Annotated in this window: 18 protein-coding genes; 7 read left to right on the forward strand and 11 right to left on the reverse strand. The window is 62.0% G+C overall.

Translation table 11 applies throughout. The annotated features are described in order from the left end of the window. Nucleotides 1–77: 77 nt before the first annotated feature. Genes BW979_RS10375 through arsC form a run of 3 tightly spaced genes read right to left on the reverse strand, consistent with a single transcriptional unit; the run spans nt 78 to nt 1,451 of the window. A complete protein-coding gene (locus BW979_RS10375) occupies nt 78–503 on the reverse strand; it encodes a DUF2069 domain-containing protein (RefSeq protein ID WP_076383754.1) in 426 nt (141 codons plus the stop codon). Next, nucleotides 496–1,101 carry an NAD(P)H:quinone oxidoreductase gene (gene wrbA / locus BW979_RS10380; RefSeq protein WP_047228739.1) on the reverse strand — a complete coding sequence of 202 codons (606 nt, stop codon included), beginning with the start codon at nt 1,099–1,101 and terminating at the stop codon, nt 496–498. The genes BW979_RS10375 and wrbA overlap by 8 nt, the downstream gene beginning before the upstream one ends. After that, the gene (gene arsC, locus BW979_RS10385; protein ID WP_076383755.1) at nt 1,098–1,451 is read right to left on the reverse strand and encodes an arsenate reductase (glutaredoxin); all 354 of its coding nucleotides are present in this window, start codon (nt 1,449–1,451) and stop codon (nt 1,098–1,100) included. The genes wrbA and arsC overlap by 4 nt, the downstream gene beginning before the upstream one ends. A gap of 127 nt (nt 1,452–1,578) precedes the next feature. On the opposite strand from arsC, the gene BW979_RS10390 reads away from it, so the two are divergent. Further along, nucleotides 1,579–2,046 (forward strand): TlpA family protein disulfide reductase, encoded by a 468-nt coding sequence (locus BW979_RS10390; RefSeq protein WP_076383756.1) that lies wholly within the window; start codon nt 1,579–1,581, stop codon nt 2,044–2,046. A gap of 198 nt (nt 2,047–2,244) precedes the next feature. Here the strand turns inward: BW979_RS10390 and BW979_RS10395 are convergent, their stop codons facing one another. The 4 genes from BW979_RS10395 to BW979_RS10410 all read right to left on the reverse strand — a co-directional run bounded on the left by BW979_RS10395 (nt 2,245) and on the right by BW979_RS10410 (nt 7,072). Continuing rightward, complete coding sequence (locus tag BW979_RS10395; RefSeq protein WP_047228736.1) at nt 2,245–2,649, reverse strand: META domain-containing protein; 405 nt, start codon at nt 2,647–2,649, stop codon at nt 2,245–2,247. Next, nucleotides 2,649–3,083 (reverse strand): hypothetical protein, encoded by a 435-nt coding sequence (locus tag BW979_RS10400; protein WP_047228735.1) that lies wholly within the window; start codon nt 3,081–3,083, stop codon nt 2,649–2,651. Before BW979_RS10400 ends, BW979_RS10395 begins: the two co-directional genes overlap by 1 nt. A gap of 169 nt (nt 3,084–3,252) precedes the next feature. After that, complete coding sequence (locus BW979_RS10405) at nt 3,253–4,242, reverse strand: 2-hydroxyacid dehydrogenase (RefSeq protein WP_076383757.1); 990 nt, start codon at nt 4,240–4,242, stop codon at nt 3,253–3,255. Nucleotides 4,243–4,321: 79 nt separating this feature from the next. Beyond that, nucleotides 4,322–7,072 (reverse strand): response regulator, encoded by a 2,751-nt coding sequence (locus BW979_RS10410; RefSeq protein WP_076386570.1) that lies wholly within the window; start codon nt 7,070–7,072, stop codon nt 4,322–4,324. Between the two features lie 295 nt (nt 7,073–7,367). On the opposite strand from BW979_RS10410, the gene cysM reads away from it, so the two are divergent. The 5 genes from cysM to BW979_RS10435 all read left to right on the forward strand — a co-directional run bounded on the left by cysM (nt 7,368) and on the right by BW979_RS10435 (nt 13,557). Next, nucleotides 7,368–8,270 (forward strand): cysteine synthase CysM, encoded by a 903-nt coding sequence (gene cysM, locus BW979_RS10415; RefSeq protein WP_047228733.1) that lies wholly within the window; start codon nt 7,368–7,370, stop codon nt 8,268–8,270. Continuing rightward, entirely contained in the window at nt 8,270–9,640 is a 1,371-nt protein-coding gene (rlmD, locus tag BW979_RS10420; RefSeq protein ID WP_076383758.1) for a 23S rRNA (uracil(1939)-C(5))-methyltransferase RlmD, read from the forward strand. The genes cysM and rlmD overlap by 1 nt, the downstream gene beginning before the upstream one ends. 100 nt (nt 9,641–9,740) lie before the next feature. Further along, nucleotides 9,741–11,987 carry a GTP diphosphokinase gene (gene relA, locus BW979_RS10425; RefSeq protein ID WP_047228731.1) on the forward strand — a complete coding sequence of 749 codons (2,247 nt, stop codon included), beginning with the start codon at nt 9,741–9,743 and terminating at the stop codon, nt 11,985–11,987. Between the two features lie 170 nt (nt 11,988–12,157). Further along, nucleotides 12,158–12,991 (forward strand): nucleoside triphosphate pyrophosphohydrolase, encoded by an 834-nt coding sequence (mazG, locus tag BW979_RS10430; protein ID WP_047228730.1) that lies wholly within the window; start codon nt 12,158–12,160, stop codon nt 12,989–12,991. A 26-nt stretch (nt 12,992–13,017) separates the two neighbouring features. After that, nucleotides 13,018–13,557: a DUF2058 domain-containing protein gene (locus tag BW979_RS10435; RefSeq protein ID WP_030142404.1), complete on the forward strand. Its 540-nt coding sequence runs from the start codon at nt 13,018–13,020 to the stop codon at nt 13,555–13,557. A gap of 123 nt (nt 13,558–13,680) precedes the next feature. On the opposite strand, the gene BW979_RS10440 is transcribed toward BW979_RS10435, so the two are convergent. From BW979_RS10440 to purM, 4 genes are all read right to left on the reverse strand, one after another. Further along, complete coding sequence (locus tag BW979_RS10440) at nt 13,681–13,875, reverse strand: hypothetical protein (RefSeq protein ID WP_047228729.1); 195 nt, start codon at nt 13,873–13,875, stop codon at nt 13,681–13,683. Between the two features lie 416 nt (nt 13,876–14,291). Further along, entirely contained in the window at nt 14,292–15,005 is a 714-nt protein-coding gene (locus BW979_RS10445) for a DUF3108 domain-containing protein (protein ID WP_047228728.1), read from the reverse strand. Nucleotides 15,006–15,013: 8 nt separating this feature from the next. Continuing rightward, complete coding sequence (purN, locus tag BW979_RS10450; RefSeq protein ID WP_047228727.1) at nt 15,014–15,676, reverse strand: phosphoribosylglycinamide formyltransferase; 663 nt, start codon at nt 15,674–15,676, stop codon at nt 15,014–15,016. Next, the gene (gene purM, locus BW979_RS10455; protein WP_047228726.1) at nt 15,676–16,734 is read right to left on the reverse strand and encodes a phosphoribosylformylglycinamidine cyclo-ligase; all 1,059 of its coding nucleotides are present in this window, start codon (nt 16,732–16,734) and stop codon (nt 15,676–15,678) included. The genes purN and purM overlap by 1 nt, the downstream gene beginning before the upstream one ends. A 365-nt stretch (nt 16,735–17,099) precedes the next feature. Between purM and BW979_RS10460 the strand changes: the two genes are divergently transcribed. Beyond that, nucleotides 17,100–18,158: a DUF2066 domain-containing protein gene (locus tag BW979_RS10460; protein WP_047228725.1), complete on the forward strand. Its 1,059-nt coding sequence runs from the start codon at nt 17,100–17,102 to the stop codon at nt 18,156–18,158. Nucleotides 18,159–18,161: the final 3 nt, after the last annotated feature.

Below are 18,161 nucleotides of genomic sequence, written 5' to 3' on the forward strand. Positions count from 1 at the left end.
GCAGGCTCGCTCCCACAGGGGATCTGTGAACGCCACAAATCTCATGTGGGAGCGAGCCTGCTCGCGATAGCCATCTATCAGGCGACGGAAATCTCGCCTTCTCCAGCCAACCGCCGGTTCAACTGAAACCGCCAGCGCACATACAGCAGCGCCGAGCAGAACACCGCCACGCTCGCCGCCATTTCCAGCAAACCGAACACCTGTCGGTTCGGGTCATAGGCCGCCAGCGCGCCTTTGATGAAGTACAGGTTTACCACAAAGCACATCCACGAATGCCCGCGGGGGCTGCCGCTGATCATGCCTGGCGCCAGTATCAGCAGCGGCACCAGCTCGATCAGCAGAATCACCCAGGGGCGCGCGCCGTGCAGGTCGGCGATCAGCAGGTAATACACACAGAGCAACCCCACCAGCCCGAAAAAGCACAGCAGGCTCAGGACCCGGGCGATGCGTACCCGCGGTTCCAGCCACTGAATGGGCGGCAGGATTTTCGGCTTCTTAGCCACGGCCGTTCTCCAGCAGTAGGGCGGTTTTTGCCAGGCGCAAGCCCAGTGCCCGGCACAGCGCCACTTCATGTTCGTTCAAGCCGCTTTTACCGTCGGCCCCGGCGTGATGGCTCGGGCCGTACGGCGTGCCTCCGCCCTCGGTTTCGATCAAGGCTGACTCGCTGTAGGGCAGGCCGGTGATCAGCATGCCGTGGTGCAACAGCGGCAGCATCATCGACAGCAAAGTGGTTTCCTGGCCGCCATGCAGGCTCGCGGTGGAAGTGAACACACCCGCCGGCTTGCCCACGAGGGCGCCGGTCAGCCACAGGTTGCTGGTGCCATCGAGAAAGTATTTCAGCGGCGCGGCCATGTTGCCGAAACGGGTCGGACTGCCCAGGGCCAGGCCGGCGCAGTTTTTCAGGTCATCGAGGCTGGCGTACAGCGGGCCTTGTTCGGGAATGTCCGGCGATACCGCTTCGCACTCGGCGGAAATCGCCGGCACCGTGCGCAACCGCGCTTCCAGCCCGGCCTGCTCGATGCCCCGGGCGATCTGCCGGGCCATTTCGTTGGTCGAGCCACTGCGGCTGTAATACAACACCAGAATGTACGGTGTGCTCACGGCAGGATCTCCAGGATCTTCTCTGGCGGGCGCCCGATCACGGCCTTGTCAGCGGTTTCCAGAATCGGTCGTTCCATGAGTTTGGGGTGAGCGGTGATGGCGGCGATCAGTTGGGACTGGCTCAGGTTTTCATCGGCCAGGTTCAGGGTCTTGTATTCGTCCTCACCGGTGCGCAGCAGTTGCCGGGCAGTGATGCCGAGCTTGGCCAACAGGCGTTCCAACTGCGCTTCGTCGAGCGGGGTTTCCAGGTAGCGGACCACGGTGGGCGTCAGGCCACGGGCCTCCAACAGTTCCAGCGCACCGCGGGATTTGGAGCAGCGCGGGTTGTGATATAGCGTCAGATCGGTCATGAGCGGGTCGCATCTTGCGTAAGGTGGCGGCTATTCTACTGTGTCGCGAGGTACCAGGCACCTGAGACGGGCGCGTTCGAAAACGGTGGGCCGCGCCGACGTTCACATTCAATACAAGGATTGGCACATGGCAAGGCGATTGACGACGGCACTGGCATTCATGGGGATTTTATTGCTCGCCGGCTGCGGGAATGACTACGGAGTTGACCAGAACGGCCAGGCTATCGCCTCAAAACGGCTGGACAAACAGTGGGTGGTGCTCAACTACTGGGCCGAGTGGTGCGCACCGTGCCGTACCGAAATCCCCGAGTTCAATGCCCTGGCCGAACAGCTCAAGGGCCGTAACGTGGGGGTGTTCGGGGTCAATTTTGATCAGGTGCAAGGTGAGGAGCTCAAGAGCGCGAGCGAGAAAATGGGCATCCGCTTCACCGTGATGGCCCGTGACCCGGCCGACTTTTTTGATATCCCGCGCAGCGAAGGGTTACCGGTGACTTACATCATCGACAACCAGGGCAAGGTGCGCGAGCAGATGTTGGGGGAACAGACGGCGGCGGGGGTGATGGCCAAGCTTGAGGCGTTGCAGGCGTTCAAGTAACCCCTCTTTGTGGCAATGAGCAAGGAGGCAAGGAGGCTTTTGTGGCGAGGGAGCTTGCTCCCGCTGGGCTGCGAAGCAGCCCCAAAAGTGACCTGCCACCCGCGCAATCTCAGATAGAACAGAGGGGGCCGCTGCGCAGCCCAGCGGGAGCAAGCTCCCTCGCCACGGGTGCAACCTATGTCTGTGTTTTAACGGGTCTCAACCTTCCTCCAGCCACCACCGCAGGGGCTTGCCTTGGGCCGGCCAGAAGCGCATTTGCTCGATGGGCGAGATGTCCCAGCGTTCGACCTTTTCCAGGGCCTGCAAAAAGCGCGTCTCCTGCTCCATCAGCGCCGGGGCGCAGAGTTTGCGGGTGCTGCCGATCTTGCCGAAGCTCAATCGGTGGCCTTCCAGGGTGTAGGGCGCGAACCAGTGGTTACAGCCGCCGTTGCCGTAGGCCCGACCGTCGTCCCCGAGGGTGATGGTCAGGTTGCTGTAGTCCATCAAGGGCCGTTCGCCAATCCATTCCAGGATGTAGCTGCGGTTTTGCTGCAATTGCACCGGCTCGGCGGCGCAACCCATCAGGCCGGCGCCGATCAGCGCGGTCAGGGCCAGGCGTTTCATCAGGCGGCTTCCTGGCAGGTCGGGCACAGGTGTTTTTCACCGACGGTGGTCCAGCCCAGCTCGGCAATGCGCGCGGTGGCGGCCGGCTTCTGCGCCTTGACGCCGAGCTTGGCGTCGACGGCAAATTCAAAGCTCAGTTGCTTGGCGCAGCGGTCGCAGTTGACCTGCCAGGTGTGGATCGCCAGCTCCCCGAACACCGGGCCGGTGGTCATGGCGGTCCATTGACCCATGGGCTTGAGCAAGTGCCGAACGGTGTCCACGGTCAGGCGCATGGACAAATCCTTGCTGCCTTTGAGGGTGACGAGCAGCACATCGTTGGCCTGAATCGAACCGCCGTTGCCGGTGACCTGATAACGGCCCGGCGCCAGGGCGCGGACCTCGGTCAGGGTGTGTTGCGGGTTCATCAGGGTGTAGCGGAAATCGTGTTCGGCCATGGGTCCTCCAGATAGGCGCGATATGCTAGCACGGGCCATGGGTTGGGATGATCCAGGCGACGAAATCCCCTGTGGGAGCGAGCCTGCTCGCGATAGCGGGGCGTCAGTCGACGCCATGCTGACAGGCCCATCGTAATCGCGAGCAGGCTCGCTCCCACAAGGGTAATGCTCAGCTGTCCACCAGGTTTTGTGGGGTGCCGGCGGCCCAGGCGCCGATGTTGTCCAGGGTTGTCGCGGCGATGGCGGCCAACGCTTCATGGGTCAGGAAGGCCTGATGCGCGGTGACCACCACGTTGGGGAAGGTCAGCAACCGGGCCAGCACATCATCCTGCAAGGGCAGGTCGGAGCGGTCCTCGAAGAACAGTTGCGCTTCTTCCTCATAGACATCCAGCCCCAAATAACCCAACTGACCGCTTTTCAATGCCTCGATCAAGGCGGGTGTGTCCACCAGGCCGCCGCGTCCGGTGTTGATCAGCATCGCGCCACGTTGCATGGCAGCCAATGAATCGGCGTTGATCAAATGTCGGCTCTGCTCGTTGAGCGGGCAATGCAGGCTGATGATCTGTGCTTGCGCCAGCAGATCGGCCAAGGGCAGGTAGCGAGCGCCCAGGGCTTGGACCTGCGGGTTGGGGGACGGATCGTAGGCCAATAACCGGCAGCCGAAGCCGGCCATGATCCGCGCGAACGTCGCGCCGATCTGCCCGGTGCCGATCACGCCGACCGTCTTGCCCACCAGATCGAAACCGGTCAGCCCATGGAGGCTGAAATTGCCGTCCCGAGTGCGGTTGTAAGCGCGATGCAAGCAGCGATTGAGGGCCATGATCAGCGCCACGGCATGTTCGGCCACGGCATGGGGCGAATACGCCGGCACCCGGACGATACTCAACCCCAGCCGTTTGGCAGCGGCCAGGTCGACATGGTTATAGCCGGCAGAGCGCAGGGCGATCAGCCGCGTGCCGCCCTGTGCCAGCCGCTCCAGCACCGGGGCACTCAGGTCGTCGTTGATGAAGGCGCACACCACTTCATGGTGTTCGGCCAGGGCCACGGTGTCGAGGTTCAGGCGTGCCGGCTGATACTGCAGTTCAAGGCCAGCGGGCGCCGGGGTTTTGCTGAAACTGTCGCGGTCGTAGGTCTGGCTGCTGAAAAGAATCGCGCGCATGGCGGCCTCCTGGCACAAAAGATAAGCCTCTAGGCGTTTAGATTTTCCTTGATCCCGGGTTTTGGGCTATTGCCCTGGATCAGGCGCTGATGCGTGCCTCGTTAGCCAGGCGGTCGATGGCACGTTCCAGTTCCTGCAAAGCGGCCTCGGCCTTGGGGTCCTGTTGCTTGAGCAGGGTCTCGCTGCGCTGGCAGGCGGCGCGCAATTGCGGCACGCCGCAGTAGCGAGTGGCGCCATGCAGGCGGTGGACCCGTTCGATCAGGGCGTTGTGATCATTGGCCTCGCTGGCCTGGCGAATCGCTTCGCGGTCGGCTTCCAGGGACGCCAGCAACATCGCCAGCATGTCCGCCGCCAGATCGGCCTTGCCGGCGGCCAGGCGCAGGCCTTCTTCATGATCGAGCACCAGCAGTTCGCTGCCGCCCTGAGCGTCGGTGCTCCGGTCCGGCGCCTGGTTACGCAGGGCCAGGCCGGTCCATTTAAGCACCACCTGGGCCAGTTGCCGTTCGCTGATGGGCTTGGTCAGGTAGTCATCCATGCCACTTTGCAGCAGGGCGCGTTTTTCGTTGGCCATGGCGTGGGCGGTGAGGGCGACGATTGGCAGCGGCGTGCAATGACGCTCGCTTTCCCATTGGCGGATCGCCTCGGTGCTCTGGCGACCGTCCATGCCGGGCATCTGGACATCCATCAGCACCAGGTCGAAGGTTTCCTTTTGCACGGCCTTGACCGCCGCATAACCGCTTTCCACCGCCAGCACCTTGGCGCCCATGTCTTCGAGCAGCGTTTGCACCAACAGCAGGTTGGCCGGGTTGTCGTCCACGCACAGCACTTTGGGTGCGCGGCTGCCCACCGGTTCGTTGGGTTCGTTGCGGGGCGGGCGCGGGTTGACCAGGTCGGAAAGCGAGCGGCGCAACTTGCGCGTGCAGGCCGGCTTGGCCTGCAATTGGCTGTGGGGGTTGGGCACGGAGAGGTGGTACAGCGTCTGTTCAGTGGTGGGGCACAGCACCAGTACCTTGCAGCCCAGATGCTCAAGATCCCAGATGTGTTGGCTGAGGCGTTCCGGCGGCATGTCGTTGCTGGTGATGCCCAGCACCGCCAGGTCGATCGCCTGATCGGTCTGGTGGGCGACGGTCACACCGTTGGTCAGGTTTTCCAGGGTGTTGAACGGTGTCACCACCAGACCGCAGTCCTCGAGCTGGTGTTGCAGGGCCTGACGGGCCAGTTCATGGTTTTCCAGCACCGCTACGCGCCGACCCAGTAGCGGCGGGCCAGGCAAATCTTCGGCGTCGTCACGGGTCTTGGGCAGGCGCAGGCTGATCCAGAACTCCGAGCCTTCGCCCGGCGTGCTGTCCACGCCGATTTCGCCACCCATCTGCTCCACCAGCCGCTTGGAAATCACCAGGCCCAAGCCGGTGCCACCCGGTTGCCGGGACAAGGAATTGTCGGCCTGGCTGAACGCCTGGAACAGGGCCCGTACGTCCTGGTTCGACAGGCCGATACCGGTGTCCTGAATGCTGATGCGCAGTTGCACGCTGTCTTCGTGTTCGTCTTCCATCATGGCGCGGGCGATGATGGTGCCTTCGCGGGTGAACTTGATGGCATTGCTCACCAGGTTGGTCAGGATCTGCTTGAGGCGCAGCGGATCGCCCACCAGCGACAGGGGCGTGTCCCTGTAGACCAGGCTCACTAGCTCCAGTTGTTTGGCGTGGGCGGCGGGGGCGAGGATGGTCAGGGTGTCCTGCAACAAGTCCCGCAGGTTGAACGGAATGTTGTCCAGCACCAGTTTGCCGGCCTCGATCTTCGAGAAGTCGAGGATCTCGTTGATGATGCCCAGCAGGCTGTCGGCGGATTTTTCAATGGTGCCCAGGTAATCGAGCTGACGCGGGGTCAATTCGCTTTTCTGCAGCAGATGGGTGAAGCCGAGGATGCCGTTGAGCGGCGTACGGATTTCATGGCTCATGTTCGCCAGGAATTCGGACTTGATCCGGCTCGCTTCCAGGGCTTCCTTACGGGCCAGGTCCAGCTCGATGTTCTGGATCTCGATGGTTTCCAGATTCTGGCGCACGTCTTCAGTGGCCTGGTCGATGCTGTGCTGCAACTCTTCCTGGGCATTCTGCAAGGTGCTGGCCATGCGATTGATGCCCGACGCCAGCTCATCCAGTTCCTGGCTGCCCAGAGGCGGCAGACGGGTTTCCAGGTGACCGTCCTTGAGTTGCGCCACGGCTTGCTTGATCTGGCTCAGGGGTCGGTTGATCGTGCGACCCATACGCAACGCCAGCAGTGCGGTCAGGCACAGGCCGGCGCTGATCAACAGCAGGCTGGCGAACAGGCTGCGATAGCCGCGCAGCAACATGCCACTGTGGGACAACTCCAGTTCGACCCAACCCAGCAGTCGATCGGCTTCTTCGGGAATCAGCTCGCCGGCCAGGTTGCGGTGCTTGCCGAATACTGGCAGCAGGTAACGCGTGGCATCGTTGCCGGTGCGTTGCAGCAATTGGGCACTGTTGCCCTCCGGGGCTCGGTTGAGCATCGTCGGGCCGGCGTGGGCCAGCGATGTGCGATCGGGAGCCAGGAAGGTCACGGCGCGCACATCCGCTTGCTCGAGGGACTGGGTGGCGATCCGCTCCAGCAGATCGGTGTCCTGGTGGCTCATGGCCGGGGCGACCAGCGGCGCCAGCTGTTCGGCGATCATCTCGCCACGCTGCAGCAACTGGGCATGCAAGTCCGATTGCTGCATCCAGGTGAAGTAGCCGCCCAGGACCAGCGCCATCAGGCTGGTCGGCAACAGGGTCAGCAACAGCACGCGGCCTTTGATTCCCAGTTTCTTGAGCACACTTTTCTCCTGCATCCAGCGGTCTGTTTGAGCTTTGCGCGCATCCGGCACGCAATACCTGCGCAGTGTAGCGACTTGCGGGCAGGCAATCTTCGTAAAATTGATGTCGCCGTGCATCGGTCTCGCCGGTTGCCGTGCCTCGGCGATCCCTTCAATCAGGATTTCTGAGTGGCAGCTTGCAGCCCACTTTCGTTGCTTATTCCCATAAGCCATAACCACCACACTTTGCGTGATATGGCCTGGCAAGGTTTGCCGGTATGATAGGCGCCCCCGCAGTCCGGATTGCGAATACGCCATGACCGTGCAGTACCCCACTATCGCCGATTGCGTCGGCAACACTCCGCTGGTTCGTTTGCAGCGCCTGCCTGGCGTGACCAGCAACACGCTTTTGCTCAAGCTCGAAGGGAATAACCCGGCGGGTTCGGTCAAGGACCGGCCGGCGCTGTCGATGCTCACCCGTGGCGAATTGCGCGGGCAGATCCGCCCCGGCGATACGCTGATCGAGGCGACTTCCGGTAACACCGGCATCGCCCTGGCCATGGCGGCGGCGATCAAGGGCTACAAGATGATCCTGATCATGCCCGACAACTCCAGTGCCGAGCGCAAGGCCGCAATGACCGCCTATGGCGCCGAATTGATCCTGGTGAGCAAAGACGAAGGCATGGAGGGCGCCCGGGACCTGGCCGAGCGGATGCAGGCCGAGGGTCGCGGCAAGGTGCTCGACCAGTTCGCCAATGGTGACAACCCCGAAGCCCACTACACCACCACTGGCCCTGAGATCTGGCGCCAGACCGATGGCACCATCACCCATTTCGTCAGCTCGATGGGCACCACCGGCACCATCATGGGCACCTCGCGCTATTTGAAAGAACAGAACCCGAACGTGCAGATCATCGGCCTGCAACCGATGGAAGGCTCGGCCATCCCCGGCATCCGTCGCTGGCCCGAGGAGTATCTGCCGAAAATCTACCAGGCCGACCGCGTGGACCGCATTATCGACATGGCCCAGAGCGAGGCGGAGGACATCACCCGTCGTCTGGCCCGTGAAGAAGGCATCTTTTGCGGCGTGTCTTCGGGCGGTGCCGTGGCGGGCATGCTGCGCTTGTCCCAGGAAGTCGAAAACGCGGTCATTGTCGCGATCATCTGCGACCGCGGCGACCGCTACTTGTCAACCGGCATTTTCGACGCGCCCAACTGATGGCCAAGCAAGAAAGAGGTCTGCGCTTCCAGCCCAGCGGCGGAAGCCGGGCCCCGCAGGTGCCCACAGGAAAGAAGCAGCGCTTGACCATCGAACGCTTGGCCAACGATGGCCGGGGCATTGCCTTTCTGGACGGGCGCACCTGGTTCGTGATCGGCGCCCTGGCCGGCGAAGAGGTCGAGGCGCGGGTGCTGGGGGCCCATGGCAAAGTGGTCGAGGCCCGCGCTGAGCGAGTGTTCCTGTCCAGTGAACTGCGCCGTGCGGCGCCGTGCGTGCATGCCGGTCGCTGCGGCGGTTGCAGCGTCCAGCATTTGCCCCACAACGAACAGCTCGCCCTGAAACAGCGCATGCTCGCCGAGCAGTTGTCGCGGGTCGCCGGCGTGCAGCCGGATGAATGGGCTGCGCCATTGAGCGGGCCGGAACTGGGTTACCGGCGTCGTGCCCGCGTGGCGGTGCGCTGGGATCAGAAGGCAAAAAAACTCGAAGTGGGTTTTCGTGCCGTCGGCAGCCAGGACATCGTGGCCATCGGCGATTGCCCGGTACTGGTACAACCCTTGCAGCCGATCATGAGTCGCTTGCCGGACATGCTCCGTCGCCTGAGCAAGCCCCAGGCGCTGGGGCATGTGGAATTGTTTGCTGGCTCGTCCCTTGCGGTGTTGCTGCGGCACGTGTCGCCACTGTCGGCGCCTGACCTGACGATTCTCAAGGATTTCTGCGCCGCCCACCAAGCCCAGTTGTGGCTGCAGGGTGAGGGCGAGCCGCAACCGGTCGAACCGGGACAGACGCTGGGTTATCGCCTTGAGACTTGGGACCTGGAGCTGGCTTACCGGCCGGGGGATTTCATCCAGGTCAATGCCGGGGTCAACGAGGCGATGGTGGCCCAAGCCCTGGAGTGGCTCGCGCCCCGAGCCGAGGAGCGGGTGCTGGACTTGTTCTGCGGCCTGGGCAACTTTGCCTTGCCCCTGGCCAAGGCGGTGCGCCAAGTGGTGGCGGTGGAAGGTGTACAGGCCATGGTTGACCGCGCGGCGGCCAATGCCGTCAGCAACAATTTGAATAACACTGCCTTTTTTCAGGCCGATTTATCCCAGCCGTTGTCGGGTGCCGAGTGGGTCGGCGAAGGCTTTTCTGCGGTACTCTTGGACCCACCCCGCGACGGTGCTTTCGAGGTGGTGCGCAAACTGGCATCCCTGGGCGCCAGACGGTTGGTATATGTATCGTGCAACCCGGCAACTTTGGCCCGGGACACGGTCGAATTGATCAAGCAGGGCTACCGGTTAAAACGTGCCGGGATTCTCGATATGTTTCCTCAGACGGCACATGTCGAGGCCATGGCGTTATTTGAAGCGAGCCAGGATGGCTTGTCCGACTGACCCGTTCGTGCCAACCGCCACAGCCCTGGGCGGGGACACGGGCAACGAAGGTCAGCGTTATTGACGCATTGAATCTGCGTCATAGGGAAGGTATGTAAAGATGGTACAGGTGAGAGCACACCAGCCGATCAACACCGACGGCAGTATCAATCTCGAGGCTTGGCTCGATCACGCGGTCAGTATCGACACGGCACTGGATCGCGAAGCCTTGAAAGAAGCCTGCGAGTTCGCGCGTGAAGCGGAACAGCAGCACAACGCGGCGAAGAACCTCTGGTCCGAAGGCACCTCGAGTTTTCAGACGGGCCTTGAGATCGCCGAAATCCTTGCCGACCTCAAGCTCGACCAGGACTCCCTGGTGGCTGCGGTGCTATACCGCGGTGTGCGCGAAGGGCAGATCCAATTGCCGGTGGTCAGCCAGCGTTTTGGCACGGTGGTCGCCAAGCTGATTGACGGCGTGCTGCGCATGGCGGCGATCAGTGCCAGTCTCAGTCCACGCCAGTCCATGGTCCTGGGCACCCAGGGCCAGGTGGAGAACCTGCGCAAGATGCTGGTGGCCATGGTCGACGACGTGCGCGTCGCACTGATCAAACTGGCCGAACGCACCTGCGCGATCCGCGCGGTGAAATCCGCCGACGACGAAAAGCGCAACCGCGTCGCCCGGGAAGTGTTCGACATCTACGCCCCCCTGGCCCATCGCCTTGGCATCGGCCATATCAAGTGGGAGCTGGAGGACCTGTCCTTCCGCTACCTGGAGCCCGACCAGTACAAGCAGATCGCCAAGTTGCTGCATGAGCGGCGCCTGGATCGCGAGCGCTTCATCACGGATGTGATGACCCAGCTGAGGGAAGAATTGCAGGCCACGGGCGTGGAGGCCGACATCAGCGGCCGAGCCAAGCACATCTATTCGATCTGGCGCAAAATGCAGCGCAAAGGCCTGGAATTCAGCCAGATCTACGACGTTCGCGCCGTTCGCGTACTGGTCCCGGAAATGCGCGACTGCTACACCGCGCTGGGTATCGTGCACACCTTGTGGCGGCACATTCCCAAGGAGTTCGACGACTACATCGCCAACCCGAAGGAAAACGGCTATCGCTCGCTGCACACGGCGGTGATCGGTCCGGAGGGCAAGGTGCTGGAAGTGCAGATTCGCACCCACGCCATGCACGAGGAAGCCGAGCTGGGGGTTTGCGCCCATTGGAAATACAAGGGCACCGACGTCAAGTCGGGCTCCAACCACTACGAAGAGAAAATCTCCTGGCTGCGTCAGGTGCTCGAGTGGCATGAAGAGCTCGGTGATATCGGCGGTCTCGCCGAACAATTGCGGGTCGATATCGAGCCGGATCGGGTCTACATCTTCACCCCCGACGGCCACGCCATCGACCTGCCCAAGGGCGCCACGCCGCTGGACTTTGCCTATCGCGTCCACACCGAGATCGGCCACAACTGCCGTGGCGCCAAGATCAACGGGCGGATCGTGCCGCTCAACTACAGCCTGCAAACCGGTGAGCAGGTCGAGATCATCACCAGTAAACACGGCACGCCGAGCCGCGACTGGCTGAACCCGAACCTGGGCTACATCACCACATCGCGAGCGCGGGCGAAAATCGTTCACTGGTTCAAATTGCAGGCCCGCGACCAGAACGTCGCCGCCGGCAAGACTTTGCTCGAGCGCGAACTCAGTCGCCTGGGCCTGCCGCAGGTGGATTTCGACAAGCTGGCCGAAAAGGCCAACATGAAGACCGCCGAAGACATGTTCGCCGCCCTCGGTGCCGGCGACTTGCGCCTGGCGCAACTGGTCAACCTGGCCCAGCAACTGGTGGAGCCGGAACGCGGCAACGAGCAGTTGGAGCTGATCCCGCGCAAAGCCACCGGCTACAAACCGGGCAAGCGCGGCGACATCCAGATCCAGGGCGTGGGCAACCTGATGACCCAGATGGCCGGCTGCTGCCAGCCGTTGCCTGGGGATGCGATCGTCGGCTACATCACCCAGGGCCGTGGGGTGAGCATCCACCGCCAGGACTGTGCTTCGGTGCTGCAACTGGCCGGCCGTGAGCCGGAGCGGATCATCCAGGTCAGTTGGGGCCCGGTGCCGGTGCTCACCTACCCGGTGGACATCATCATCCGCGCCTACGACCGTTCCGGCCTGCTGCGTGACGTGTCCCAGGTGTTGTTGAACGAGCGGATCAACGTGTTGGCGGTCAACACCCGTTCGAACAAGGAAGACAACACGGCGCTGATGTCCCTGACCATCGAGATTCCGGGATTGGATGCGCTGGGGCGGTTGCTGGGGCGGATTTCCCAACTGCCGAACATCATCGAGACCCGGCGTAATCGCACGCCGGGTTAAGCGCGGTCCAAATGTGGGAGCGAGCCTGTGGGAGCAAAGCTTGCTCGCGATAGCGGTGGATCAGTTCCGACATACGTTGGGGCCACCACCTCAATCGCGAGCAAGCTGCTCCCACAGGCATACTCCCAGTGGATTATTTCCCACAGGGTGATTTGTGATGAGTTGGATTGATGTACAGCCTTGAAGACCTGCTCCATCTGATGAACCGTCTGCGCGACCCGCAGTACGGGTGTCCGTGGGACATCAAGCAGACCTACGCGACCATCGTCCCCCATACCCTGGAAGAAGCCTACGAAGTGGCCGATGCCATTGAGCGTGGCGACTTCGATCACTTGCAGGGTGAGCTGGGCGATCTGTTGTTTCAGGTGGTGTATTACAGCCAGTTGGCGCGGGAGGAAAACCGCTTCGAATTCGCCGGCGTGGTCGATAGCATCACCCGCAAGCTGATCCGCCGCCATCCCCATGTATTTCCTACCGGTGACCTCTACGCGCCCGTGGACATCCCGCGCCTGAGCGAAGAACAGGTCAAGCAGCGCTGGGAAGAAATCAAGGCCGAGGAGCGGGCCGAGAAGGCCTCGGCACCGGAGCAGCTGTCGTTGCTTGACGATGTACCCGTTGCCTTGCCGGCGTTGTCCCGCTCGGCGAAGTTGCAAAAACGTGCGGCTCAGGTCGGTTTCGACTGGCCAGGCCCGTTGCCGGTGCTCGACAAGGTCCGGGAGGAGCTGGACGAAGTCCTCGAAGCGATGGCTGACAACGATTCGGTGGCCATCAGCGATGAGATCGGCGACCTGCTGTTCAGCGTAGTGAACCTGGCCCGGCACCTGAAAATCGACCCGGAAACGGCCCTGCGTGACGCCAATGGGAAATTCGAGCGACGTTTCCGATTTATCGAACAGGCATTGCGCGACACCCACCGTCCCATGGAAGATTGCACCCTCGAAGAGTTGGACGCCTTATGGGGCGAAGCCAAACGTCAGGAAAAGAATTTGCCCAGCTGTGGCTGAGGCTGTTGCCTAAGTGAGTAAGCACCATGAGCCTTTCCCTTCGCGACCAGTTGCTCAAAGCAGGGCTGGTCAACCAAAAGCAGGCCAAGCAGGTCGGCAAAGAGAAACAGAAACAGCAGCGCCTGGCCCACAAGGGCCAGATCGAACTGGATGACTCCCAGCAGCGCGCCGCCCAAGAGGCCATGGCCGAGAAGGTCAAGCGCGATCAGGAACTCAACCGTCAGCAGCAGGAAAAAGCCGAGCAGAAAGCCCGGGCCGCGCAGATCAAGCAATTGATCGAAGTCTCGCGTTTGCCGAAGCTGACCACTGAGGATTATTACAACTTTGTCGACGACAAGAAGGTCAAGCGCATCTCGGTCAACACGCTGATGCGCAACAAGTTGAGCAGCGGCTCGCTGGCGATCGTCCATCATGCCGGCGGCTACGAAGTGATCCCGCGCGAAGCGGCCCTGAAGATCCAAGAGCGCGATCCCAAGCGCATCGTGCAGCTCAATACCCAGACCGAAGAAGTGGATGCTGATGATCCGTATGCGGCGTATCAGATCCCTGATGATTTGATGTGGTAAGGATGAACTGAACACTAAACTGTGGGAGCGAGCCTGCTCGCGATGGCGGTCTGTCAGCCAACATTGATGTCGCTGATCCACCGCTATCGCGAGCAGGCTCGCTCCCACAGAGATTCTTATCGTTCAGGATTCTGTCATTTCAGCCGAGCGCTGCCTTTCCTGGCATTCCAGCTCGGCTTTGTAGTTATGGGCATCCGTCTCGGAGTGGAACATCCCCACCAGCAGGTCCTGTTGGTGTACATCCCAGATGCGGATACCGGCGGCAATACCTTCGTGGGACATGTGAGCGTCATCGCGTTCAGTTACTTTCACAGTCATCTTGCAAGCTCCAATCTCTGTTATCTGCAGCAAGGCGTGTGCAGGACTTTGTTATAGATTTGGGTAGCCGGCTAAGTAAATGCCTGGGCCTGTTAAGAAAATTTCATGAAAAACTCAGCGATCCCGCAGGTCAGGCAATGCGCGGCATTCGGTCGCAGGGTGTTTTTCATGAAGAAGTTTTCATGTTTCGGGGGGGGGAAATGTCGGGCAGTCACCTTGTGGGAGCGAGCCTGCTCGCGATAACGGTGTATCAGTCAATACCGATGCCGGCTGACCTAGCGCTATCGCGAGCAGGCTCGCTCCCACCGATTCATCTTCCACAGGCTGACTTTGCGCGGGTGCAGTTTTAGTGTTCAGGAAATCCGCGCATAAAAAAGCCCCGCACTGGGCGGGGCTTCTCTTGATATCGGTGTGGATCAGCTGCCTTTGACAGCCTTGCCGTTGACCGTACCGTCCTGGAGCATGATGTTGTACTCCTTGCCGTCGGTCTCGACCTGTTGCAGGCGTACCAGCAGGTAATCCCAATCCTTGGCGAACCAGAGCACCGTGATGCGTTTGCTTTTTGTCGGGTCGCGCACGCGCTCGACCTTGATCGCGTCGATCTGGCCGGCTTTGGTATCGACCTTCTCCGGGCCCAGTACGCGGAAGTCGTAGGTGTCGATCTCGCCATCATCGACAACCTGATAACTCATGCTTTTCTTGCCGGCCGCCACGTCGTGCTGCAGGGCCAACTGATAAGTGGATTTATCGACCATGCCACGGTTGAGTGGCAGTTTGACCGGATCGCCGCGATCGGTGCCGGTGACCATCTTCGTGTTCCAGTCGAAATCCAGGTCGGCTTTCTTGGCCTTGCCCAAGCCGCCACGTTCAAAGTGGTAGGACTGTGGCAGCAGTGTGTCCTTGTCCAGGGTCAGGGTGCTTTCTTCCGTCAGGCTGGCGATCATCATCGAAGCCTTGAAGCTCAGCTTCCAGGTGCCGTTGGCCTCTTTGGTCAGGCTGCGCTCGGCGGTGCCGCTCATGGGCAACTGTTTCCAGTCGGCGGTGTAGCTGGCGGAGAACGGTTGAAGGTCTGCGGCCTGTGCCAGGGGCAGGGCAAGCAGAGCGCAAGCGAAGAGCAGGGCGCGACGCATAAAATCTCCTAGTATCGAATCAAATGGCCGCTGGCGGCGAGCAACTGGCCGTCCAGTGAGGCACCGCGATCGTCGAGGGTCAGCCGGCCTTCGGCAAACCAACGCACGGCCATCGGGTAGATCTGGTGTTCCCGGGCGTGAACCCGTTGGGCCAGGCTTTGCGGCGTGTCGTGCAACTCTACCGGTATTACTGCCTGTACGACCAGTGGTCCGCCATCGAGTTCCTCGGTGACGAAGTGCACCGAGCAGCCATGCTCCGTGTCTCCGGCCTCCAGCGCGCGCTGGTGAGTGTGTAACCCTTTGTATTTGGGCAGCAGCGATGGATGGATATTGAACAGGCGGCCCTGGTAGTGACGCACGAAGCCGGCGCTGAGGATGCGCATGAAGCCGGCCAGGACCACCAGTTGCGGATTGAACGTGTCGATCTGTTCGATCAGCGCGGCATCGAAGGCTTCGCGGCCATCGAACGCTTTGTGATCCAGGACGCGGGTGTCGATACCCGCATCCCTGGCGCGTTGCAGGCCGTAGGCATCAGCGCGGTTGGAAATCACCGCGCGGATGCGGACCGGGCTATCGCCGGTCCGCGTGCTGTCGATCAGGGCCTGCAAGTTGCTGCCGGTGCCGGACAACAGCACCACGACATCACAGGTTGCAGACTTCTGTTCTTGCATCAGTGAGCCTTAAGGTTTTTCAGCTCGACCTGGGCAGCGCCTTCGGCGGCGGTACTGATCTGGCCGATGACCCAAGGTTGCTCGCCGGCTTTACGCAGTACATTCAGGGCCGTTTCAACGTGCTCCTGGGCCACGCAGATCACCATGCCCACGCCGCAGTTCAGCACGCGGTGCATTTCGGTTTCATCGACGTTGCCTTTCTCTTGCAGCCAGTCGAACACGGCCGGACGGGTCCAGCTCGCCACGTCAACCACCGCCTGGGCGCCTTTTGGCAGTACGCGCGGGATGTTGTCCAGCAGGCCGCCACCGGTGATGTGGGCCATGGCCTTGACGGCGCCGGTGTCCTTGATCAGCTTGAGCAGCGGCTTGACGTAGATGCGGGTCGGGGCCATCAGCAGGTCGGCCAGTGGCTTGCCGTCGAGCTGGGTGTTCTCGATGTCGGCACCCGAGACTTCGATGATCTTGCGGATCAGCGAGTAACCGTTGGAGTGCGGGCCGGACGATGGCAGGGCGAGCAGGGCATCGCCAGTGGCGACTTTCGAACCGTCGATGATTTCGGATTTTTCCACGACACCGACGCAGAAGCCGGCCAGGTCGTAGTCTTCGCCTTCGTACATGCCTGGCATTTCAGCGGTTTCGCCGCCGACCAGGGAGCAGCCGGACAGCTCGCAGCCGGCGCCAATGCCGGTTACCACCTGGGCGGCGGTGTCGACGTTCAGTTTGCCGGTGGCGTAGTAGTCGAGGAAGAACAGCGGCTCGGCGCCGCACACCACCAGGTCGTTCACGCACATGGCCACCAGGTCGATGCCGATGCTGTCGTGCTTGTTCAGGTTCAGGGCCAGACGCAGCTTGGTGCCGACGCCGTCAGTGCCCGAAACCAGCACCGGTTGCTTGTAGCCGGCCGGGATCTCGCAGAGGGCGCCGAAACCGCCCAGGCCGCCCATGACTTCCGGGCGCGCAGTGCGCTTGGCGACGCTCTTGATGCGTTCGACCAATGCTTCACCGGCGTCGATGTCTACACCGGCGTCCTTGTAGCTCAGGGAGGGTTGCTTGCTCATGATCCAGGCCTTTAGGGGGGATTTCTGGGTAACGACCGACCGCCGGGGCCATTGAATAACCGTTGTACGAATTATTCCGGGTGCCCAGCCATTGCCGGTCTGCGAAGGCGCGCGATTTTATCAGGCTTGAGGGGCAGCGGCCATCCTCGCGCCGACGGGCAGGGACATATCCTTGGAAAAAAACCGATATTTCTCCTATTGGTGCTGCGCGATGCGTCTGTATAAGGTGTAGCGGTAACCGGCTATGGTTATGACAGTGCGAAACTTCCAGCGGGTGTGTGAATGTTTTGCCAGGTGCTGTGGTCACAGCCATGCTCAATTTTCTTCACACGGCCTGTTCCAGCCGTTATGTCCGGGAATCTTCCATGCGTTTTTTCAAACTCTTGTCTGTGGGCTGCCTGTCGTTGATCAGCGTGGCGAGCCATGCCGAAAACCTCAATAGCCTCTATCAGGTGCTCGAGCCGGTCAGCAGCCAGGCCCCGCAAGAGCGTGACCAGGCGACTTTGCGCGCCCTCGACACGCTGGTGCTGCGCCTGACCGGCGATGCCAAGGCCGCGCAGAATCCCGGTCTGGCGGCGATCCGCAAGGATCCCCAGCAGATCATTCTTCAATATGGTTACGACGCCGGGCCGCCGGAAAGCCTCAAGGTGGATTTCGATCCAGCGAGCACTGACCGGGCCTTGCGCTCGGCGGGCTTGTCGCTGTGGGGCGCGAATCGGCCTGCGATCCTGGGCTGGTGGCTGAACGACTCGGCTGAAGGTTCCAACCTGGTAGGCGATGGCCAGGGCAGTGCCGAGCCACTGCGCCGCGCCGCCCAGCACCGCGGCCTGCCGCTGCACCTGCCCCTGGCGGATTTGAGCGAGCAGATCGTTGCTACCGCACCAAACCTGGAAGGCAGTGATCCGGCCCCGCTGCGCGAGGCATCGCAGCGTTATGGTGCAGACGCCTTGCTGGCGGTCCATGCCAAGGAAGAGGGCGGCCAATGGCAGGCGACCTGGCGCTTGTGGCAGGGTGACCAGCGCGAGCAGGGCAATGCCCAGGGCGCCGACCCTGCCGCCCTGGCTGATGCGGTGATGCTGGCGGTGAGTCAACGCCTGGCGCCGCGTTTCGTTACCAAGCCGGGCGTGGCCACCGAGCAGCTGCTGGAAGTGCAGGGCATGAACCTGGAGCGTTATGCGGCGCTTGGGCGTTTGCTCGAGCCGTTCGGTGGGCAGTTGCAGCGGGTTGAAGGGGACCGGATCATTTATCGGGTCAACGGCAGCGCCGAACAGTTGAAAGCGCAATTGGCCCTGGCGAAACTGCAGGAAATTCCTGCCGGCGAAGCCGTCGCGCCAGTGCCTATGGCCCAGCCAGCCGCTGATGGCTCCATTCCGGCCGCCGCGCCAGCGCCAGCGCCGACCGCCAACCTGCGGTTTCGCTGGTAGTTT

This window comes from Pseudomonas sp. A214 (assembly GCF_900156295.1).
In the GTDB taxonomy this organism is placed as follows: Bacteria; Pseudomonadota; Gammaproteobacteria; order Pseudomonadales; family Pseudomonadaceae; genus Aquipseudomonas; species Aquipseudomonas rhizophila.